Raw genomic sequence first — 18,307 nt, forward strand, 5'->3', positions numbered from 1 at the left:
GTAATCTTTCTTAAGATAGGAGGATTACCATGAACAAACTAACTAGTTTTTCCATGAAGAATATAGGCGCCTTGTTTATCATGATCATCATGTTGTTTGGCGGCGGCCTGTATGCGGCTGGGAATTTAAAGACGGAGATCATGCCGGACATCTCGATTCCCATGGTATACATAACGGCCCAATATCCCGGGTCTCCCAGCGACGTCATGGAACAAGTAACCAAGCCGATAGAGAAAAAGATAGCCAATATGGAGGGAGTTACCTCGCTGGACTCTACGTCGAGCGACAACTTTGCGACCATTATAGTCATGTTGACTGATAAGGCCGACCCCGAAAAGAAAAAGCAGGATATTGAAAGCTTGCTCCAAGAGGTCAATCTTCCCGCTTCGGCCAGCACTCCGAAGGTGGCCACCTTCGGTTTCGCCTCAATTCCGGCTTATTACTTCGCCATCTATGGCCAAAATGGCATGAGCCAGTCAGAGCTGGATCAATGGTATGCGAACGAGATCAAACCCGAACTCGAATCGATCCCCGGCTACGACCACATGGACGAAATCGGAGCGCGGGAAACGAAGCTTACCATCAAGCTTGATGCCGGGAAGCTGAACGATTTTGGCCTTAGTCCCGGACAAGTATCCGGCCAGGTTCGCCAAAACCTCACCTCGCTGCCGGCAGGAGCCGTCGATCTTGATGGCAGCTCTTTGATGGCCCGCGTAAAGGGCGACACCAACAGCGTGTACAACTTAGAAAATATGGATCTGCTGACCGCAAACGGTACCCGGGTTCGCTTGAATCAGCTGGGCAAGGTCGAATCGATTTCGGAATCTGATTTTGTAGCTCGCCTGAATCAGCAGCCAGCCATCGGCATCCAACTGTACAAAACGAGCGAGGCCAACGCCGTAGATTTCGCGGGGAAAGTCGAGTCCCTGTTCGCAGACTGGGAGCAGAAGCTTCCCGATATCGGCTTTAAGACGATTTATGACACTTCGGAACTAGTCAGTTCCTCCATTAGCGGGATGGTGCATGAGGGGCTCACCGGCGCGCTGCTGGCGGCGCTCGTCATCCTGCTGTTCCTGCGGAATATACGCATGACCTTGATCGTTCTGGTCTCGATCCCGCTTTCGATCCTAATTACGCTGCTCGTTATGAATTCTTTGGACATTTCCCTGAACATTCTGACGCTCGGAGGTATGTTCATCGCAATCGGACGGGTCGTGGACGACAGTATCGTCGTTATCGAAAATATATATTCGCATTTGCAGAAGGCTCAGGAACGCGGCGAATCGGTCATTAAGCTGGCCACCCGCGAAGTCGGCGCAGCCATTACGTCATCCACGCTGACGACGGTCGGGGTTTTTGCCCCGCTCGCATTTGTCAGCGGTATGGTCGGACAATTGTTCCAGCCCTTTGCAATTACATTGTCTACCGCCATGCTGGCATCGCTACTCGTAGCCTTGACGGTGATCCCGATGCTAGCGAAGGTAATGGTGCTCCGTGGAGCAACAATTAAGCACCATGAAGTGAAGGCTGGGCGTTCAACGGCCTTTTACCGCCGTGTCCTGGAATGGTCGCTGCGCCACCGAATTAAAACGCTGCTGGCGGCAGGAATTTTGTTCATCGCGTCAATTATCGGAACAGTACCATTTTTAGCGGTCACCTTAATGCCAGAGGAAGAGCCACCGCGGCAGTTTTACTTCGTAATTAAGATGCCATATGAAACTTCTTTGAAAACCATGGATGCCAAAGTCAAAGACATGGAAGAGATTTTGCATCTAGCGAAGACGGCCGATGGCCAGCCGCAATTTACCTTTACTGAAGCGCTGATCGGATTTGACGGCTCCACGGAGGCAACGCCTTACCGGGCGCAGATCTTCACCGAAGTTAGCGAAGGCAGCAATGTCAAAACTGTTCAGGAGCAATACAAAAATATTTTGATGGCTGAATTGCCGGTAGACTCTGAATTGGACGTTAGATCCCTAGAGGGTAATTCGGCGGGCGGCACCGACTTCCAATACTCCCTGAAAGGGGATGATCTGAATCGGTTGGTTGAAGCCTCTGCGCTGCTGAAGGAGAAGCTAAAGGATTTTCCAGAAATTAAGGAAGTGGAAGACTCCCTCAGCGATGCCAAGAAGGAGCTTGAGATCGAAGTCGATCAGAACAAGGTTTGGCAATACGGATTGAGCGCCTCTACGGTACAGCAGACCGTCGCCGGTTGGCTGGCCGAGGATGAAATCGGTGATGTCAAGCTGGATAACATCACTTACACGACAACGGTTCAACTGGATAAATCGGGCATCGATACGCTGTCCAAGCTGGGGGATATCCCGTTCCGTACGGGGAGCGGCTCCATCGTTTACCTGAAAGAGGTGGCGAAGCTGAATATTATCAACGCCGCCTCCAGTATTCAGCGCAACGACCAGGAACAGGTCGTGAACATTACCGCCAAAATCGACAGCCAAAACAAGGGCGGCGTTGCCGGTCAAGTCGCGATGGCTCTGGATCAGGTTGAGCTTCCTGACGGTGTATCGCGCGAAGTCGGCGGGATTAACGAAGATATCGGAGAAAGCTTCTCCCAGCTGTTTGTCGCTATGGGGGCCGCCGTATTTATCGTCTATCTCATCATGGTTATTGCTTTCGGCAATCTGAGCGCACCGTTTGTCATCCTGTTCTCGCTGCCGCTTGCCGTCATCGGCGGTTTGCTTGGTCTGTTGATCAGCGGTGAAGCGCTGAGCATCACCTCGCTGATCGGCTTCATGATGCTGATCGGGATCGTCGTGACCAACGCAATTCTGCTTATCGACCGGACGCAGCAGCTTCGCGACGAAGGCTATACCGTTCGCCACGCCTTGGTTGAAGCGGGCATGCTTCGCCTAAGACCGATCATCATGACTGCAGTCGTAACTATGGTCGCCATGCTGCCGCTTGCGCTTGGGTTTACCGAAGGCGGAGCGATCATTTCGAAAGGCATGGCCGTCGTCGTGATCGGCGGACTCGTTACGTCAACGATTCTGACATTGGTCGTCGTTCCGGTCGTCTACGAATTACTGGAATCATTCAAGAACCGGATGGGCCGTCTGTTCCGAAGAAGGGGCCGAGTCGATAAATCATCCGACGACATCAGTGAGGGAGTGGTAAGTCAATGAGAAACAAACGATGGATACAAATTATAATGGGCAGCGCGCTGCTGGCCGTAGGCGGAACAGCCCTGGCCGGCTGCAATGCCCCTCAGGAAACGCAGATGGAAGTACAGAAGACCATACAGAAACCCGCTGTCAAGATCAGTGATGCTCAAAAGAGAAGCATTGGCGCTCCTCAGGAGACGGTAGCCGAAGTGACAGCTTCAGCGGAAAGAGATGTCGTGGTCAAAGCAAGCGGTGACGTGCTAAAAGCGTTGAAAAAGCGTGGTGATCAGGTAAAACAGGGGGAACTGCTGTTTGAGCTGGATCCAGCCGATGTGCTGCTGCAGAAGCAAAAGGCCGAAATCGGGCTCCGCACGGCCCAGAATAATCTGAAAGAGGGCCAGTTTGCTGCGCAAGACGATCCGGATGCCCTGCAGCCGCTGAAAGATCAAATTCGAATGGCACAAATCGATATCGAGCAAATCAACCGCACCTTGGACAATTATAAAGTGACCGCTCCAATCAGCGGCATTCTGACCGATTTCTCGATTGAACCCGGCATGACTATAACCCAAGGGATCGTTGGCAAAATTCAGCAGATCAACCCGGTCAAAATCAAGGCGAACATCACGGAAGAAAACGCCAAGCTACTTAAAGGCAAAACCGAGCTTTCGTTCTATGCGGCCGATCGGCCGGACCAGCTGTTCAAAGGGAAAATCGTCTATTTCGCCGACATCATGGACACAATGAACAGAACCTATGAGCTGGAGCTGCAAGCCGACAACGCCAACCTGGCCCTGAAGCCGGGAACCAAAGTGCAGCTGCGGCTGACCGATGAAGCAGAGCAGGAAGTGCTCACCATCCCAACTACGGCGATTATCCGGGAAGAGAGCAACACCTACGTCTACCTTTTCTCCGGTGGCAAAGTCGAGAAGCGGCAAGTGGAGCTCGGACGCCTCAACGAATTGTATCAGGAGGTCATCGAAGGCTTGGCCACGGGAGATCAGGTCGTGGTATCGGGCCAACACCAATTGAAAGACAATCAAGAGGTCGAAGTCCTTGCGGCAAATTGATATAAAAAAATGGCCTTGCGTAACGGTGTTCCATCAGGAACGCCGGACGCGCGGGCCATTTTTATTTGAACATGACTTGTTGAACTACCTCTATACTATAAATATTTCATCGGGTTTTGGACGGTACCGTTCTTATGAATTTCAAAATGCAGATGAGTACCGGTGGAACGTCCCGTGCTGCCCATAATCCCGATTTTCGAACCTTTCTCGACGACCTCGCCTTCCTTGACACTGATCTTGCTCAGATGCCCATACAGTGTCTCATATCCGTTATTATGATTAATAATAATAACATTGCCATAGCCGGATTTGACGCCTGCGAAGCTGACAACACCTTCATCCGCGGCAAGAATGTTCCGATTCGAGGAGACCAGATCGACGCCTTTATGAGTTCGGCCCCAACGCTCGCCGTAGCTGCTCGTCATTCGTGCGCCGGATACCGGCCACGCGAACTGGCCGCTGCCCTCGCCGACGATCTTCGTTCCTTTCATAATGATGCGCGGCGACGATGCCTTAATGACCTCATGGCCAAGCCATTCCTCGGTGACCACCTCGCCATTTTCTTTGGTCAGCCGATATTCCATAATCTTCAGACCGCTTTGCCCTTCCGCTACAACCTTGGACTGACCGGCTTTCATATCCGCATTTTTCTGAATAATCACTTCCGGTTCGGTGACGATTTCCTCGGATACCAGTTCAACCGTCTTTACGGTCAGAGCAGGCTTCAACGCTTTTACGTTCAGCTCCGTACCGATCTGCATTGTCTTCTCCTGAACGCCAGGGTTATTCGCGAACAATTCCTTCTGAGTCACCCCGTACCGCTTAGCAATGGATGAGATCGTATCCCCTTCGCGAACGACATAAGTGATCGCTGCCTCACTGCCCTCTACGATGCGCTGAACCGCCTCCTCGGCGCTCAGCACCTTGTTCGGATCCGTCTTTACGGCAACCTGTGTTACGTCCTCCACGATCTCTGCGGATTCCACGGTTACACCGTTTTGCTTCTTGGCCGCGTTCGGATTGCTGCTCACTAATTTAATTCTAGAAGCCGCATGATTGGATGAAGTGCCCGGTATGTATTTCCCTTTCACTTGCTCCAGAATCGCGTCTGCCGTTGCTTGATCCTTCACGACCGCAATGGTCTTGCCGTCGACCTTCAGCTCTACCCCGCGGGAATAACCCGTCAGCTTCTCATACAGCTTGTCCAGAGTAGCCTCCGTATCGATCTTGGCTTTATACTTCTTCGCCTCGACCGTTGTTATGCCCTTCGTATTAACTACCATATCCGCCTGCGGATACTTCTCGGCGTACTCCTGCTCTTTGCGCTTGTAGAGCGCCTGCAGCTGCTCCTCGCTATCGATCGTTCCGATCTCCTCATCATGAAGCATGACGCGGTAATAGGTCACCGTATGCGCCTGCGCATACTGGTAACCAGCCAATAACATGCCTGTTGCAAGTACGGCAGCGATTGCCCCAATTCTGACTCTGCGTGATCGCATTTTCTGCTCTATATCCGTGCTATCTATATCATCTTGCTCATTTTCCGGTAGATTATGGCTTGGCCTGATACGCTGAACTGCAGACTGATACCGCTCCGTAAGCCAATCAAGCCTAAATTTTCCCCTGAAACCCTTCATGGTAAATCTCCTTTATATTTGACTCTATTCGACAATAAATAGTTTCAAAATTTTAACCTTTGGTCGCTATCGTCTACTTTAGCATACGACCCTCCCGAATTTCAACTCTGTTCACAAATGGCAAAAACCCGCTGCGGGAGCGGGTTTAACATGTTTTTGCTAAAATATCCAGGGGGTATTTTATTTACAATCCTGTGAATGGTACCGCTATCATGGTGATTTGGTAGAAAGGCTTTCCATTATTTTTTGAGCAGATCCATGACCTTGGCATACTGTTCTTTATCTAAATGCTTGGACAATATTTGCTGAATCTCTATCATTTCGGATTCGGTCAACCCGCCCTCCATTGCCGCCGTCATCTTCTGCATTTCTTCCTCCGGAAGCTTGGACATCAGGATATTGAATATTTCTTCCTTCTGCTGGTCGGGCAGCTCATCCTTTTTAGCCAACAAATCATCCGGGGAGATGACGACCGCCTGATCCTGGTTCCCGAGCGCATCCTGCTGAGACTGTTGTTGCGATTGGCCGGAAGCCATCCCTCCCATCACCGGAAGCGCATCCTCGGGAATACCTTCCCCCGTGTTCACGCCGTCTTCGTCGGGACGATCAGACTCATTGCCGTTGCTGACGCCGCCCTCGCTATTCTCGCTACCGCTCCCCGCACGATCCCCATTGCTGTTTCCAGCGCTATTCCCATCGGTTCCCGTATTCGCGCTTGCATTCATATTTTTATGATCTGTTTCGTCCACCTTCCTGCTGCCCGGGTTTTTGCTGCCGGTTCCTTGGCCTCCAAAACCCAGCATGCCCTTCATCATGCTTCCAAGATTAGGCGATTGTACTTCAAGAGGAATGTTATAACTGCCCAGCAGTGATTGAATATACCAGTTCACGACATAACCAGTCGTAGCCACGGTTAATACGCTGACCACTACGACTGTGATCGATAGCTTTACCAGCCAAGCAACCCACTTCATCGTATACCTCCTTCTACGTCTTCTACCTATCAGTATGGACGATAGAGGAAGATTTCAACCTTCATAAAGGGAAAAAAGAAACGCAAAAAGCCGCCCGGAGAAAACGTTCTCCACGAACGCTCCGGACGGCTAAATGTTATGACGCTATCGAATCCATCATACAGCAAGCCTTATTCATAAATCGGCAGCACTTGGTTTGTCTGATCGCGGTTTCGTCCCACGGAGAAGATCGCGATTGGAATGCCTGTCAGCTCGGATACCCGCTTTACGTAATTCCGCGTCGTTTCCGGCAGATCATCGAGCGTTTTCACCCCGGTGATGTCCTCGGACCAGCCTGGGAGTTCCTCATAGACCGCTTCGCACTCTGCAAGCATCTTGAGGCTGGCCGGGTAATGGCTGATTACTTCGCCCCGGTACTTATAACCGGTGCAGATCTTGACCGTCTCCAGGCCGGTCAGCACGTCCAGCGAATTCAGGGACAGGCCGGTCAGGCCGCTCACCCGGCGGGCATGGCGTACGACGACGCTGTCGAACCAGCCAACGCGGCGCGCCCGTCCCGTTACGGTGCCATACTCATGCCCGGCCTCGCGGATCGAGTCGCCGACGGCGTCGTTTAGCTCCGTTGGGAACGGACCATCGCCGACACGGGTCGTGTAGGCTTTCGCCACGCCTATGACCTGATCGATCTTCGACGGGCCAACGCCGGAGCCAATGCAAACCCCGCCTGCCGACGGATTCGAGGAAGTCACAAACGGATACGTGCCCTGGTCGATATCCAGCATGACGCCTTGGGCGCCCTCAAACAACACTTTGCGCTTCGCGTCGATAGCATCATTCAGAATGACGGATGTATCCCGGACGTACGGCCGGACGATTTCCGCATACTCCAAATATTGCTTCAGCACTTCCTCAACGTCCAGCGGCTCAGCATTATATACCTGCCCGATAATATGGTTCTTCTCCTTCATGAGATGGCGCAGCTTCGTCTCGAACTCCTCGGGATCGAGCAGGTCGGCGATCCGAATGCCGCTGCGTGCGGCTTTGTCCATATAAGCCGGGCCAATCCCTTTACGAGTCGTACCGATCTTGTTCGGCCCTTTGCGGTCCTCTTCCAGCGCATCCAGGACCGTATGGTAAGGCATGATGACATGCGCGCGATCGCTGATCACCAGATTGTCCGTCGTAAATCCGTTGTCATGAATATAATGGATTTCCTCGATAAGGGCTGCCGGATTTACGACCATCCCGTTACCGATAACGCATATTTTGTCCTTATAAAAAATACCCGATGGAATTAAGCTCAGTTTGTACTTCTTCCCGTCAATAAGTATGGTGTGACCGGCGTTGTTTCCGCCTTGGTAACGCGCCACCACCTCTGCGCTTTCCGCCAGATAATCGGTGATTTTGCCCTTACCTTCGTCTCCCCATTGCGTTCCGACAACGACTACTGTTGACATGTACATTCCCCCGTCAGTGCGTAAGGCACCTTAATTTGCCTTGCTCGGATTCCATACGTCAGATTCATTTTTGCCTTCAGCCGCTGTGGATCTGCTCGATCCAGAGCAGCAGCAATACAAGTGTAACAAGCGCGATTTTCAATGTCAAATTAAAAGACGAACAATCACGCATCAAAATACGTGATTGTTCGGATTCTGGCATGAAAATCTGTAATATAAGGACAATGCCGTTATTTAGTTTATAATTTACCCCGCAAACGCGTCAGTATGCGCGCGTTCGTAATTCGCAAACTTATTGAAGTTCTTCAAGAATACCAGCTCTACGGTACCGACCGGGCCGTTACGCTGTTTGGCAATGATAATCTCGATGATGTTCTTTTTCTCCGTCTCCTGATTGTAGTAATCATCCCGGTACAAGAATGCGACGATATCCGCATCCTGCTCAATCGAACCCGACTCCCGCAAGTCGGACATCATTGGCCGCTTGTCCTGCCGCTGCTCTACGCCCCGGCTAAGCTGGGACAAGGCGATGACCGGAACCTCAAGCTCACGGGCGATTTGCTTCAGCGTACGCGATATTTCCGATACCTCCTGCTGCCGGTTCTCCCCCGGCTTGCCGCGCCCATGGATCAGCTGCAGGTAGTCGATCACGATCATGCCAAGGCCTTTCTCCTTCTTGAGCCGGCGGCACTTCGCCCGAATATCGGCTACCGTTACCCCAGGCGTATCATCGATGTAAATTTCCGATTCCGACAATGCGGCAATCCCCATCGTCAGTTTGGACCAATCGTCGTCGTTTTTGAAGTCCCCTGTCCGCATGACTCCCGCGTCCAGATTCGCCTCCGCGCAAATCATCCGCTGAACGAGCTGAGCCGCCGACATCTCCAGACTGAAGATGGCGACGGTCTCTTTGGCCCGAACGGCCACGTTCTGGGCAATGTTCAGGGCAAACGCCGTCTTACCGACAGATGGACGAGCCGCTACGATAATCAGGTCATTCCGCTGGAAGCCGGACGTCATCCGGTCGAGATCGACGAAGCCCGAAGGGATTCCCGTGGTATTGCCCCGATTTTGGTGCAGCTCCTCCACTTTTTCGAACACTTCCATCAAAACATCGCGTATTGCAATAAAGCCGCTGCCGGAACGGCTGTTGGAAATTTCGAGGATTTTCCGCTCCGCATCGCTCAGCAGGCCGCCGACATCTTCACCGCCCGCATAACCCTCGCTAACGATTTGCGTAGCCGTACGGATAAGCCGGCGAAGCATGGACTTCTCTTCTATGATGCGAGCGTAGTAGTCGACGTTAGCCGCCGTAGGCACCGCGTTAGCCAGCTTCGCCAGATAACTGACTCCGCCGATATCCTCCAGCTCCCCCCGATCTTGAAGCTTCGAGGTTAGCGTAACCAGGTCGATCGGCTGACTTTCCTCGCCAAGCTGCACCATGGCTTCATAGATTAATTGGTGAGGAGGATCATAGAAATCTTCCGTCCGCACCCGCTCCATGGCGGTAATCAGCGCTTCCGACTGCAGCAGTATTGCCCCAAGCACCGCCTGCTCCGCTTCAAGATTCTGCGGGGGAATACGGTCGAAAAATTGATCTCCCGCCATTTTATTCCTCCGTCACTTGAACCTTGAACGTCGACTTCACATCGGGATGCAGCTTCACTGGCACCTGGGTAACGCCCAGCGTCCGAATCGGCTCGGCAAGCTCGATTTTGCGCCGGTCGATCTTCACGCCCGCTTTCGCCAAGGCTTCGGCGATTTGCTTATTCGTGATCGCACCGAACAGTCGGCCGCCCTCTCCCGCTTTGGCTTGTAGTGTTACCGTTATCTCTTCCAGCTTTTTGCCCAGCTCTTCAGCCTCTGCCTTCTCCTGCGCCTTGCGTTTCTCTTCCGCCGCATTCTGAACCTCCAGCGTCTTTACGTTGCCTTCGGTAGCTACACGAACCAGCCCCCGCGGAATCAGAAAGTTCTGTGCGTAGCCTTCGGATACGTTTTTAATTTCCCCTTTTTTGCCTTGACCCTTTACATCCTTTAAGAAAATGACTCTCATTCGAATAACCCCTCTTCCTTTTCTATTTCATCCAGTACTTCGAGCAGCCTTCTCTCCGCCTCCGCCTGGGTTCCTTCCAATTGTACCGCAGCGTTCGTCAGATGGCCGCCTCCGCCAAGCCGTTCCATTACGATTTGCACATTCATGTTCCCCAAGGAACGGGCACTGATGCCGATGAGGCCATCGGGCCGCTCGCTAATCACGAACGATGCCAGCACATTCGTCATGTTCAGCAGCGTGTCCGCCACCTGGGCGATCAGCAGCTGCGGAATTTTGCGGTTCGGCTCCGTCACCGCCAGCGCGATATGATTATGAATCATGCGCGCATGCTTTATAATATCGGCTTTGGCGATATATTCCTGCAGGTCTTCCTTCAGAACCCGCTGCACCATCACGCTGTCCGCGCCGATGCGCCGCAGAAATGCCGCGGCCTCGAACGTACGCGATCCCGTATGGAGCGCGAAATGCTTCGTATCCACCGTAATTCCGGCAAGCAAGGTCGTCGCCTCCAGCGGGCTGAGCTCCACCTTCTCGTGAATATACTGGATCAGCTCGGTAACGAGCTCGCTGGCCGAGGATGCATAAGGCTCCAGATAGACAAGCACCGCATCATTGATGAACTCCTCGCCCCGCCGGTGGTGGTCAACGACCACGACCCGGCTGGCCTCTTCAACCAGCTTCGGCTCCATCGTCATCGAAGCCTTATGCGTATCAACGACGATTAATAACGTGTGCTCGGTCATCAAATCGAGCGCATGCTCCGACGTAATGAAGCGGCGCCGCAAGGGCTCTTCCTTCTCAATCCGCTCCATTAGCCGATCGATGCCCGGATTCTTATCGTCGAGCACAATATGCGCCTCGACCTGGAACATATCGGCGGCCTTCAGCACGCCGATGGAGGCCCCGATGACGTCCAAATCCGGCATGCGGTGGCCCATGATTATAACTCTGTCGCTCTCCTGCATCAAATCGCGGAGAGCGTGGGCGATGACGCGCGCCCGCACGCGCGTCCGCTTCTCTATGGCGCCCGACTTGCCGCCATAGAACGAGAGCCGCTGACCGGCCTTCACTGCGGCCTGGTCCCCCCCGCGCCCGAGCGCCATATCCAGACTCGACTGGGCGAGTTCGCCCAGCTCGCTGAAGCGCTCGGTGCCGAAGGCGAGGCCGATGCTCAGCGTCATCGGCACCTTCAGGTCCGCGGTCATCTCGCGGACCTCGTCCAGGATCACGAACCGGCTCTGCTCCAGTTCGTTCAGCGATTTTTGATTCAGCATCATCAAATACCGCTCTGAGGACAGCCTGCGCAGATAGACCCTGTACTGCTTCGCCCATTCGGTCAGAGCTGTTGCCACTCGCGCGATGAGCGCGGTACGCTGCTGATCGTCCATCCCCTGGGTCGCTTCGTCCAGGTTGTCGAGCATCACGATGCCCAGCGCGGCCCTCTCGTCCTCGTATCGGTCCCGCAGAACGGCGAACTCCGTAATGTCGTGAACGTAAATCAGGCGCTCATCATGGAGCACCGTCAACTCGTAATGCCGGTCTGCTACGGCCGTTTCGACCGTAGAGATTGTATTTGCAGCAGCGTCCTTCTTATCCCGGGCGGGATAGGGAGGCAGCGCCGGAAGCAGCTCCGATAGCGGTTGTCCAACGACAGAATCCTGGCCGAACATTTTGTTCACGAAGCGGTTATGCCACTCTACCGTCCGTTCTTCGCTATACAGCATAATCCCGAACGGCAGGCGGCTTACCGCCTCACCTTCTACCCGTTTAATCCGGTACGTCAGATCGGTCACATAACGAACGAGCTCCTTGCGGAAGCGCCGCTCCGCCCGAAGCATTACATAAGTTAAGCCGCAGACCAGGCATAAACTGATCAGGCCGAGCACCCAATTGTAATAGGAGATGAAGATGACGAGCAGAAGCTGCAGCGCGAACACCCACACGGTCTGATAGCCGTGCCAACGTTTTTGAAGTAAATTAGGCATGATTTCTCACCCTATCGTCTTGATCTCGTAATCATCTCACGCAGCGGCATAGCGATATCCAGGATTCCCACAATTTTCAGAGGCGGAATAAATAACATCGCTATGATCAGCAACACCGGAATCGCCGGATTCCACTTCTTCTGATAAGCCAAGAAGAAGAAAAAGCTGGCTGCCTGAATCATAAACAAGAAATTGAGCAGCGGCGACAAATTCAGCAGCACCGTCCCGACGAAGCTGTCCATGACAGCGGCGCTGCCAAATAGCATGATCAATACCGTAGCCAGGTAATACCAGATCAGCGCTCTCGGCAGTCTCCAGTCGCGCAGCGGCGGGAAGCTTCTCACCGAATGTCCAAGACTGTTCAACGTTGGCCGGGCAATCAGATGCGTTACGGCTGCAAGCAGAAACGAGCACATGATCATCGTAAATGGCGTCATTCTGGCCGCCAGGCTGGAAAGCTGCTGCGCCATTTCCGGAGACCAGACTAGATCCGAGGCGATCAACTCATTGTCAGCCATATTCTGCATCAGAGACATCATCGTATTTAGCGTCTCTTCAATCGAAGAGGCCAAATTGAAGTCATAGATAACAGTAACAGCGAGAAATGCCAGCAGAAACTCCAGCAGAAGCGTTCCCGTTCCCATCACAACGACCTTGAGTGCAGAGGCCCGCGTCTTATACAAATGCCCCATGACCAAGGCCGGAACCATAAAAAATACGGCCAAGAGAATAATCACGGGATTAGACAAGAGCAAAGCCGCTGCGATCCATACGATCGCGATGTGAAATGCAAATGCTCTCACCGATAACGTTGCGTAGAGGATTACGCCGGGCAATAGCAGAACGAAAATAGTTATAAAAGAAAAATGCGTTGCAAACGACAGCAGGAGCAGCAGATAGACTACGCTCCATGCCACCGAGGTCCAGCGTAAATTCAAATGGATTCACCTCTTGCGCATATGTTCTTGCAATGTAGAAATATCCTGATACCAATCTTCCAACTGGTGTCCTTCTTGCTCGTGTTTCTTTAGCTTTTCCAAGATATGATCGTCCATATCCTTATAGGATATGCCAAGCCTGCGTCCCAATATGTAACAACTGACGACCAGACTGGCAAGACTATCACTTACCCGTGTCGTGCTGCCTTCCCACAATGCCTTGAATAAACGGGATACGTGATCGACCACTTCCGTTTTGAGCCATTCAATCACTTTGGCGCGTTTGGCCACATCCATTTCTTTCTGCATGGCGGACAGCTTCCACCCTCCCTGAAAAAGGCTTTATTCTTCATTATAGCATAAAGCAATTCATTCCCTTGAAGCAAACCTTGCGTCTAATTTTTGGGAACGGGTACATCCCGCGTCACAAAACGCTCGCAATACTCAATAATTTGGCTGCGGCGCACGATGCCGATAAATCGGCCCATATCATCCACTACAGGCACAAAATTCTGCACTTTGGCCAAATTGATCAAGCCTTCCATATCCGCATCGATCGATACCGCCTTAATGTTCATCTTGAGCGGAACGTCCTTGAGCAAATATTTAGAAGCGTTCTCAAAAGTGACCCTGCCTCCGGAATTTTTCATATACCATAGGAGATCACCTTCGGTTACCGTACCGACATACACCCCGTCCTTGCCGATAATCGGCACAGCGGTATACCTGTGATACTCCATTCTCTCCAAGGTCTGCCTTAATGTAGAATCCAGCGTTACGGAAACGACATCCTTTTTGGGAAGTAGAAAAAATGCGATATTCATAGATAAAAGTCCTCCTCTGCCCTTTTCAGACTCTCCTATTGACTACGATTCAAAGAAGGTTTTGTTCCACTACAGGTGCGAAATCGGCAGCCGGAAACCGGACTGCCGAATAAAGTTTAGTAAGGATGGATTTAATAAGGACATATATAGAATCTTTATAACGAAGGCTGCTCGGTATTTTGCCCCTCTTGGGCGGACTGTGCATTAGGATTCAGCAAATCCTCTGTCTTCGTATTCGGATCCGACCAGTTCTCGATCAGCTGCTCGGCAAAAGTCACATCTTCTTCATTCGCCTGAATATAATAGACTCCGTTTTTGCGCATCCCTTCACCCATAATGGTAAACCCGCTGATTTGCGGCGCTTGATTGGTCAGCAGCTGCTTGGAGAGATCGATGATAAAGCTAGGGGTCATGTCTGTCTTGAAGTTCTCACCCAGCATATTCATCAGATCGGGGATTTTCCCGATTTGATCCAGCTTCAGCATGCGGTCTACCAGCGCACTCAAGAAAATCTGATGCCGCTTCGTCCGGTTGAAGTCGCTATCCTCCCGGTATCTGACGAAGTTAAGCGCCTCTTGCCCATCGTACAACGGCTTGCCTGCCTTGATGGTGAATTTCTCGTGGTCCTTGTGTTTATTGACGATATCCTTATCGATCGGCAGCTCAATGCCGCCCAGTTCATCGACAACTTCCCGAAGCCCCTCAAAATTGATGGCTGCGTAATAGTCAGCAGGATATCCTAAGAAATTGGCTACCGTATCCTTGGACATTTTGGCCCCGCCAAAAGCATAGGCATGGTTGATTTTATCGCTCTTGTCCCTGCCTACGATTTCCGTGTACGTATCCCGCGGAATTGAAACCAGCAGTACTTTGGAATCTTCCGGACGTACGACGGCGTAGATCAGCGTATCGGAGCGGGCCGGCTCGTTGTCACGCTGGTCAACTCCCAGCAGCAAAGCAGTGAACGGCTCCGTTTGCTTAGCTGCAACGGGCTTGGGTTTCTCTCCATCAATGGGGGAATACGACTTCTCCAGCTTCTCCTCCACCTGCCCAGATAGGAACAAATCAAAGGCCATCAGGGCCAATGGCTTGCGGAATGTATATGCGCCGGCTCCGACTATAATCAGAACCAGCAGCGTGATGAGCAGGCCTTTAAGTCTGCTGCGCTTCTTCTTTATATTCTTTACTCTATTTCCTCGTTCTAACATCATATGCCTCCCATGGTTTGTACTATACGGCTCTCCTTCGCAATGTCTTTCACTTTACGGTAAATAGCCGCAATACCAGGCGTCTTCAATTAATTGTAAACCGTAGCCTTCGGCAAAAAACTACAAAATAGTAATTTAACAGGCACAAAACAAATAACTCTATCGCTTCGTACTATACCATAAACGGGTTTTTCCGCACAAATATGTTGTTGGAAGAGCACCAAAAAAATCCCCCCTGCACGGGGGGATGGATTCATTGCATAACTTCTAGCCGAAAACTCTTCTACTCCGCTACAAATGGCTTATCCTGCGATACCGCAAGTTCATGGAGATAGATGCCGGTGCCATCGCCGATCGCATAATTAAGTATTCGTTTGTTAACAGGTACGATTTCGGAACGATATAACGTTGGGAATACAGGAATTTCATTGACCATTAACTGCTGCCACTCTTTATAGATGGCTTGGCGAGTAGCCACATCGAAAGCCTTCTCGGAGACCCCCTCTGCTAGCAGGCGGTCATTCTCTTCGCTGGCGTATCTCGGAAAGTTGAACAGCGCATCCCGCCCATACAGGCCCGTCGGGTCAACGTCGATGCCCACGCTCCATGCGCCCATATAAACATCGACGTTTGGATCATCCTTTCCGTTATTTCCTACGCGATCGTAGAATGAGTTGAATTCAGCCAGTTCCAGGTTAACATTCAGCCCGATCGCATTCCAGGACTGTACATAATAACGGGCCAACGGCTCCGCAATATCTCCGCCCGTCATGGATATGAAATTGATCACCAGCTCGCTTCCATCCGGTTTCGTGCGGAATTCACCGTTTTTCTTATAACCGGCTTCATCCAGAATTTGATTGGCCTTCTCCACGTCATACGCAATTCCTGGATTGCTGGCATCATGGAACTCCGGATGTGACGGAGGGATCAGCGTCGTTGCGTTCCAGCGCAGGCCATGGTAGAAGCGCTTGCCCACCTGGTCATTATCCACGGCATGCCACATGGCTCTGCGCAGGTTCACATCGGCCATTTTGGCATTGGGGTCCGGGGCTACGACCTTATTGGCTTCATCCCACTTGCCCAGCTTAAAGCCGATATACGTATATGCCCGATCGATAACTCCTAAATATTCTACATTGGACATGTTCGCATTGTCAGGGAACTGGTCAATCGGGAACGAATCCACCAGATCGACCCCGCCCGATTTCAATTGCTGTACGATCGTCGTCGGATTGATCACCTTGAGCACGACTTTATCCAGATGGGGCTCGCCGCGCCAATAATCCGGATTCTTGACATAAACCACGGATTCCCCCGGTACGATACTCTCCACCTTGAAGGGACCGAAGCTGATTGGCTTCTCGCGCACTGCTGAAGAGGATGACATCTTAGCGACCTCCATATCTCCAAAAATGTGCTTCGCTAGCGGATACGTCCAGATGCTGCCCGTCAATAATGACGGCGTGGATTTAATGTACGTAATTTGCAGCTTCTTATCGCTCAGCACTTTAATGCCGGAAATCTTATCCGCTTTGCCTTCCCGGTATTCGACCAACCCTTCAATATTCGTGAAATCAGAGCCGTAGCGCGGGCCATCATAATCCTTGTGGGCGATGACCTCATGAGCGAACTCCCAGTCCTCTGCAGTTACAGGTTTACCGTCATGCCAGTTGACATTGTCGCGAATCGTGAAGGTAAAGGTTCTTCCATCCTCCGATACCTCATAGGTCGCTGCCCCATCGTTCGTGAACACATAGTTCTTATCCCACGTTAATAACGATTCATCAAACCACTCTAGAACCTTGGCGTCAGGAATACCCGAGGAGAAATTATAATTGAGTATGCCTTCGAATGCCGTATCGGTGACAAGGCCGTACGTAATCGTCCCCCCTTTGATTGGTTCCCCTTCATTCGTCTTGACATTGCTGAAATCCTCAATGGAATACAGACCTTCCTCTGTCTGTTTCTTGTTGCCGTCCGTCTGGTTTGGCGTGTTCGTCGGACTGGGCAGAGTCACATCGTTCCCTTTGCCGGATGTGCAGGCGGAAAGAACAATCATAAATGCAAACAATAGCGGCAGCAGCGTTTTGGAGCTAAACCTTTTTTTCATCAAATTTCCTCCCTTTTATCCTCTTCTTTGTCTTGCATCCGTCGCACGCTTGAGCGCTTGACCGACATTGTTTATGCTAAGCATCAATACAAGAATGAGTAGTGATGCCGGCAACCAAATCCACCACCGATACTCCAGCGTCTGCGGATTCCGGGCGTAGCTGACCAGGGTTCCGAGACTGGGGGTGCTCTCCGGAAAACCGAATCCCAAAAAAGACAAGCCTGACTCCAGGCCGATATTGGCCGCTAAATTCAACGTCATCGTCACAATGATAATGGAGCTTAAATTGGGCAGGACCTGGGTGAACATAATCTTTAGATGGGATGAGCCGAGCGTCCTTGAGGCCTTTACATATTCAAGTTCCTTCTCCTGCAATGCCTTCGATCTTATGAGACGGGCTATCCCCATCCATAGAAATGCAGTCATGATCAAGGAGAAAGATATAATGCTGTATTTCGGAACTGCAGCTACAAAGGCAATGACGATCATCAGCGTAGGCAGAATCATAAAAAAATCAACGATCCGCATCGATATGTTATCTGCCGTTCCCCCAAAATAACCCGATATAAGTCCCACCAGGATGCCGATGATCCCGGTGAGCACCGTTACGATAATCCCGATCGACAGCGAGTTTCTCGTACCGATAATCAATTGCCCGAAGACATCTCTCCCGCCATAGTCTGTGCCTAACCAGAACTTGGAGGACGGTGGCTGATACAATGCAAATAGATCGACCGTAACAATCTGTTTTTGATCCAGGATCAAAGATATGCCATAGACCGCAACGACGACGAGCCCCAATAAAATCAAGGATCCTAAAGCCATCTTATCCCGCTTGATTTCCCGCCATAAAATCTGCCAGCTTGAGGGGCTGGCCGCTGGCTCATAGGCTCCGTCCTCCGCTAGCCTGCTTGCCTTATTCATTT

General features: G+C 51.7%; 14 protein-coding genes. 2 read left to right on the forward strand and 12 right to left on the reverse strand.

From position 1 onward, the window contains the following. Positions 1 to 29: 29 nt before the first annotated feature. Positions 30 to 3,143 carry an efflux RND transporter permease subunit gene (locus MKX50_RS25205; protein ID WP_339158082.1) on the forward strand — a complete coding sequence of 1,038 codons (3,114 nt, stop codon included), beginning with the start codon at positions 30 to 32 and terminating at the stop codon, positions 3,141 to 3,143. Then, positions 3,140 to 4,192 carry an efflux RND transporter periplasmic adaptor subunit gene (locus tag MKX50_RS25210; protein ID WP_213591759.1) on the forward strand — a complete coding sequence of 351 codons (1,053 nt, stop codon included), beginning with the start codon at positions 3,140 to 3,142 and terminating at the stop codon, positions 4,190 to 4,192. Before MKX50_RS25205 ends, MKX50_RS25210 begins: the two co-directional genes overlap by 4 nt. A gap of 95 nt (positions 4,193 to 4,287) precedes the next feature. Here the strand turns inward: MKX50_RS25210 and MKX50_RS25215 are convergent, their stop codons facing one another. The 12 genes from MKX50_RS25215 to MKX50_RS25270 all read right to left on the reverse strand — a co-directional run bounded on the left by MKX50_RS25215 (position 4,288) and on the right by MKX50_RS25270 (position 18,305). Next, on the reverse strand, positions 4,288 to 5,691 hold the full coding sequence (locus MKX50_RS25215; RefSeq protein WP_339158083.1) for a M23 family metallopeptidase: 1,404 nt from the start codon (positions 5,689 to 5,691) through the stop codon (positions 4,288 to 4,290). A gap of 377 nt (positions 5,692 to 6,068) precedes the next feature. Then, complete coding sequence (locus MKX50_RS25220) at positions 6,069 to 6,803, reverse strand: hypothetical protein (RefSeq protein WP_213591761.1); 735 nt, start codon at positions 6,801 to 6,803, stop codon at positions 6,069 to 6,071. Positions 6,804 to 6,973: 170 nt separating this feature from the next. Then, complete coding sequence (locus tag MKX50_RS25225) at positions 6,974 to 8,260, reverse strand: adenylosuccinate synthase (protein ID WP_339158084.1); 1,287 nt, start codon at positions 8,258 to 8,260, stop codon at positions 6,974 to 6,976. A 246-nt stretch (positions 8,261 to 8,506) separates the two neighbouring features. Further along, entirely contained in the window at positions 8,507 to 9,868 is a 1,362-nt protein-coding gene (gene dnaB / locus MKX50_RS25230) for a replicative DNA helicase (RefSeq protein ID WP_213591763.1), read from the reverse strand. A 1-nt stretch (position 9,869) separates the two neighbouring features. Continuing rightward, positions 9,870 to 10,313 carry a 50S ribosomal protein L9 gene (gene rplI, locus MKX50_RS25235; protein WP_339158085.1) on the reverse strand — a complete coding sequence of 148 codons (444 nt, stop codon included), beginning with the start codon at positions 10,311 to 10,313 and terminating at the stop codon, positions 9,870 to 9,872. After that, the gene (locus MKX50_RS25240) at positions 10,310 to 12,298 is read right to left on the reverse strand and encodes a DHH family phosphoesterase (protein WP_339158086.1); all 1,989 of its coding nucleotides are present in this window, start codon (positions 12,296 to 12,298) and stop codon (positions 10,310 to 10,312) included. The genes rplI and MKX50_RS25240 overlap by 4 nt, the downstream gene beginning before the upstream one ends. Positions 12,299 to 12,309: 11 nt before the next feature. Then, positions 12,310 to 13,236, reverse strand: a complete 927-nt coding sequence (locus MKX50_RS25245) for a DUF2232 domain-containing protein (RefSeq protein WP_213591767.1) — start codon at positions 13,234 to 13,236, stop codon at positions 12,310 to 12,312. Between the two features lie 6 nt (positions 13,237 to 13,242). Continuing rightward, on the reverse strand, positions 13,243 to 13,545 hold the full coding sequence (locus MKX50_RS25250; RefSeq protein WP_196427303.1) for a MazG-like family protein: 303 nt from the start codon (positions 13,543 to 13,545) through the stop codon (positions 13,243 to 13,245). Between the two features lie 86 nt (positions 13,546 to 13,631). Continuing rightward, positions 13,632 to 14,060, reverse strand: coding sequence for a CBS domain-containing protein (locus MKX50_RS25255; RefSeq protein ID WP_213591769.1), 429 nt, complete (start codon positions 14,058 to 14,060; stop codon positions 13,632 to 13,634). Between the two features lie 155 nt (positions 14,061 to 14,215). Beyond that, a complete protein-coding gene (locus MKX50_RS25260; RefSeq protein ID WP_213591864.1) occupies positions 14,216 to 15,268 on the reverse strand; it encodes an LCP family protein in 1,053 nt (350 codons plus the stop codon). Between the two features lie 283 nt (positions 15,269 to 15,551). Further along, on the reverse strand, positions 15,552 to 17,381 hold the full coding sequence (locus MKX50_RS25265; protein WP_213591770.1) for an oligopeptide ABC transporter substrate-binding protein: 1,830 nt from the start codon (positions 17,379 to 17,381) through the stop codon (positions 15,552 to 15,554). Positions 17,382 to 17,396: 15 nt separating this feature from the next. Further along, a complete protein-coding gene (locus MKX50_RS25270; RefSeq protein WP_213591771.1) occupies positions 17,397 to 18,305 on the reverse strand; it encodes an ABC transporter permease in 909 nt (302 codons plus the stop codon). Between the last annotated feature and the right edge of the window lie 2 nt (positions 18,306 to 18,307).

Origin of the sequence: Paenibacillus sp. FSL W8-0186 (assembly GCF_037969765.1) — a bacterium.
In the GTDB taxonomy this organism is placed as follows: Bacteria; Bacillota; Bacilli; order Paenibacillales; family Paenibacillaceae; genus Fontibacillus; species Fontibacillus woosongensis.

What these genes read in the sequence shown, in the direction of transcription:
- MKX50_RS25225 (WP_339158084.1), bottom strand. Translation starts at nt 8,260, where the DNA reads ATGTCAACAGTAGTCGTTGTCGGAACGCAATGGGGAGACGAAGGTAAG.
- MKX50_RS25255 (WP_213591769.1), bottom strand. Translation starts at nt 14,060, where the DNA reads ATGAATATCGCATTTTTTCTACTTCCCAAAAAGGATGTCGTTTCCGTA.
- MKX50_RS25220 (WP_213591761.1), bottom strand. Translation starts at nt 6,803, where the DNA reads ATGAAGTGGGTTGCTTGGCTGGTAAAGCTATCGATCACAGTCGTAGTG.
- MKX50_RS25240 (WP_339158086.1), bottom strand. Translation starts at nt 12,298, where the DNA reads ATGCCTAATTTACTTCAAAAACGTTGGCACGGCTATCAGACCGTGTGG.
- MKX50_RS25270 (WP_213591771.1), bottom strand. Translation starts at nt 18,305, where the DNA reads ATGAATAAGGCAAGCAGGCTAGCGGAGGACGGAGCCTATGAGCCAGCG.
- MKX50_RS25260 (WP_213591864.1), bottom strand. Translation starts at nt 15,268, where the DNA reads ATGTTAGAACGAGGAAATAGAGTAAAGAATATAAAGAAGAAGCGCAGC.
- MKX50_RS25210 (WP_213591759.1), top strand. Translation starts at nt 3,140, where the DNA reads ATGAGAAACAAACGATGGATACAAATTATAATGGGCAGCGCGCTGCTG.
- dnaB (WP_213591763.1), bottom strand. Translation starts at nt 9,868, where the DNA reads ATGGCGGGAGATCAATTTTTCGACCGTATTCCCCCGCAGAATCTTGAA.
- MKX50_RS25215 (WP_339158083.1), bottom strand. Translation starts at nt 5,691, where the DNA reads ATGCGATCACGCAGAGTCAGAATTGGGGCAATCGCTGCCGTACTTGCA.
- MKX50_RS25250 (WP_196427303.1), bottom strand. Translation starts at nt 13,545, where the DNA reads ATGCAGAAAGAAATGGATGTGGCCAAACGCGCCAAAGTGATTGAATGG.
- MKX50_RS25265 (WP_213591770.1), bottom strand. Translation starts at nt 17,381, where the DNA reads ATGAAAAAAAGGTTTAGCTCCAAAACGCTGCTGCCGCTATTGTTTGCA.
- rplI (WP_339158085.1), bottom strand. Translation starts at nt 10,313, where the DNA reads ATGAGAGTCATTTTCTTAAAGGATGTAAAGGGTCAAGGCAAAAAAGGG.
- MKX50_RS25205 (WP_339158082.1), top strand. Translation starts at nt 30, where the DNA reads ATGAACAAACTAACTAGTTTTTCCATGAAGAATATAGGCGCCTTGTTT.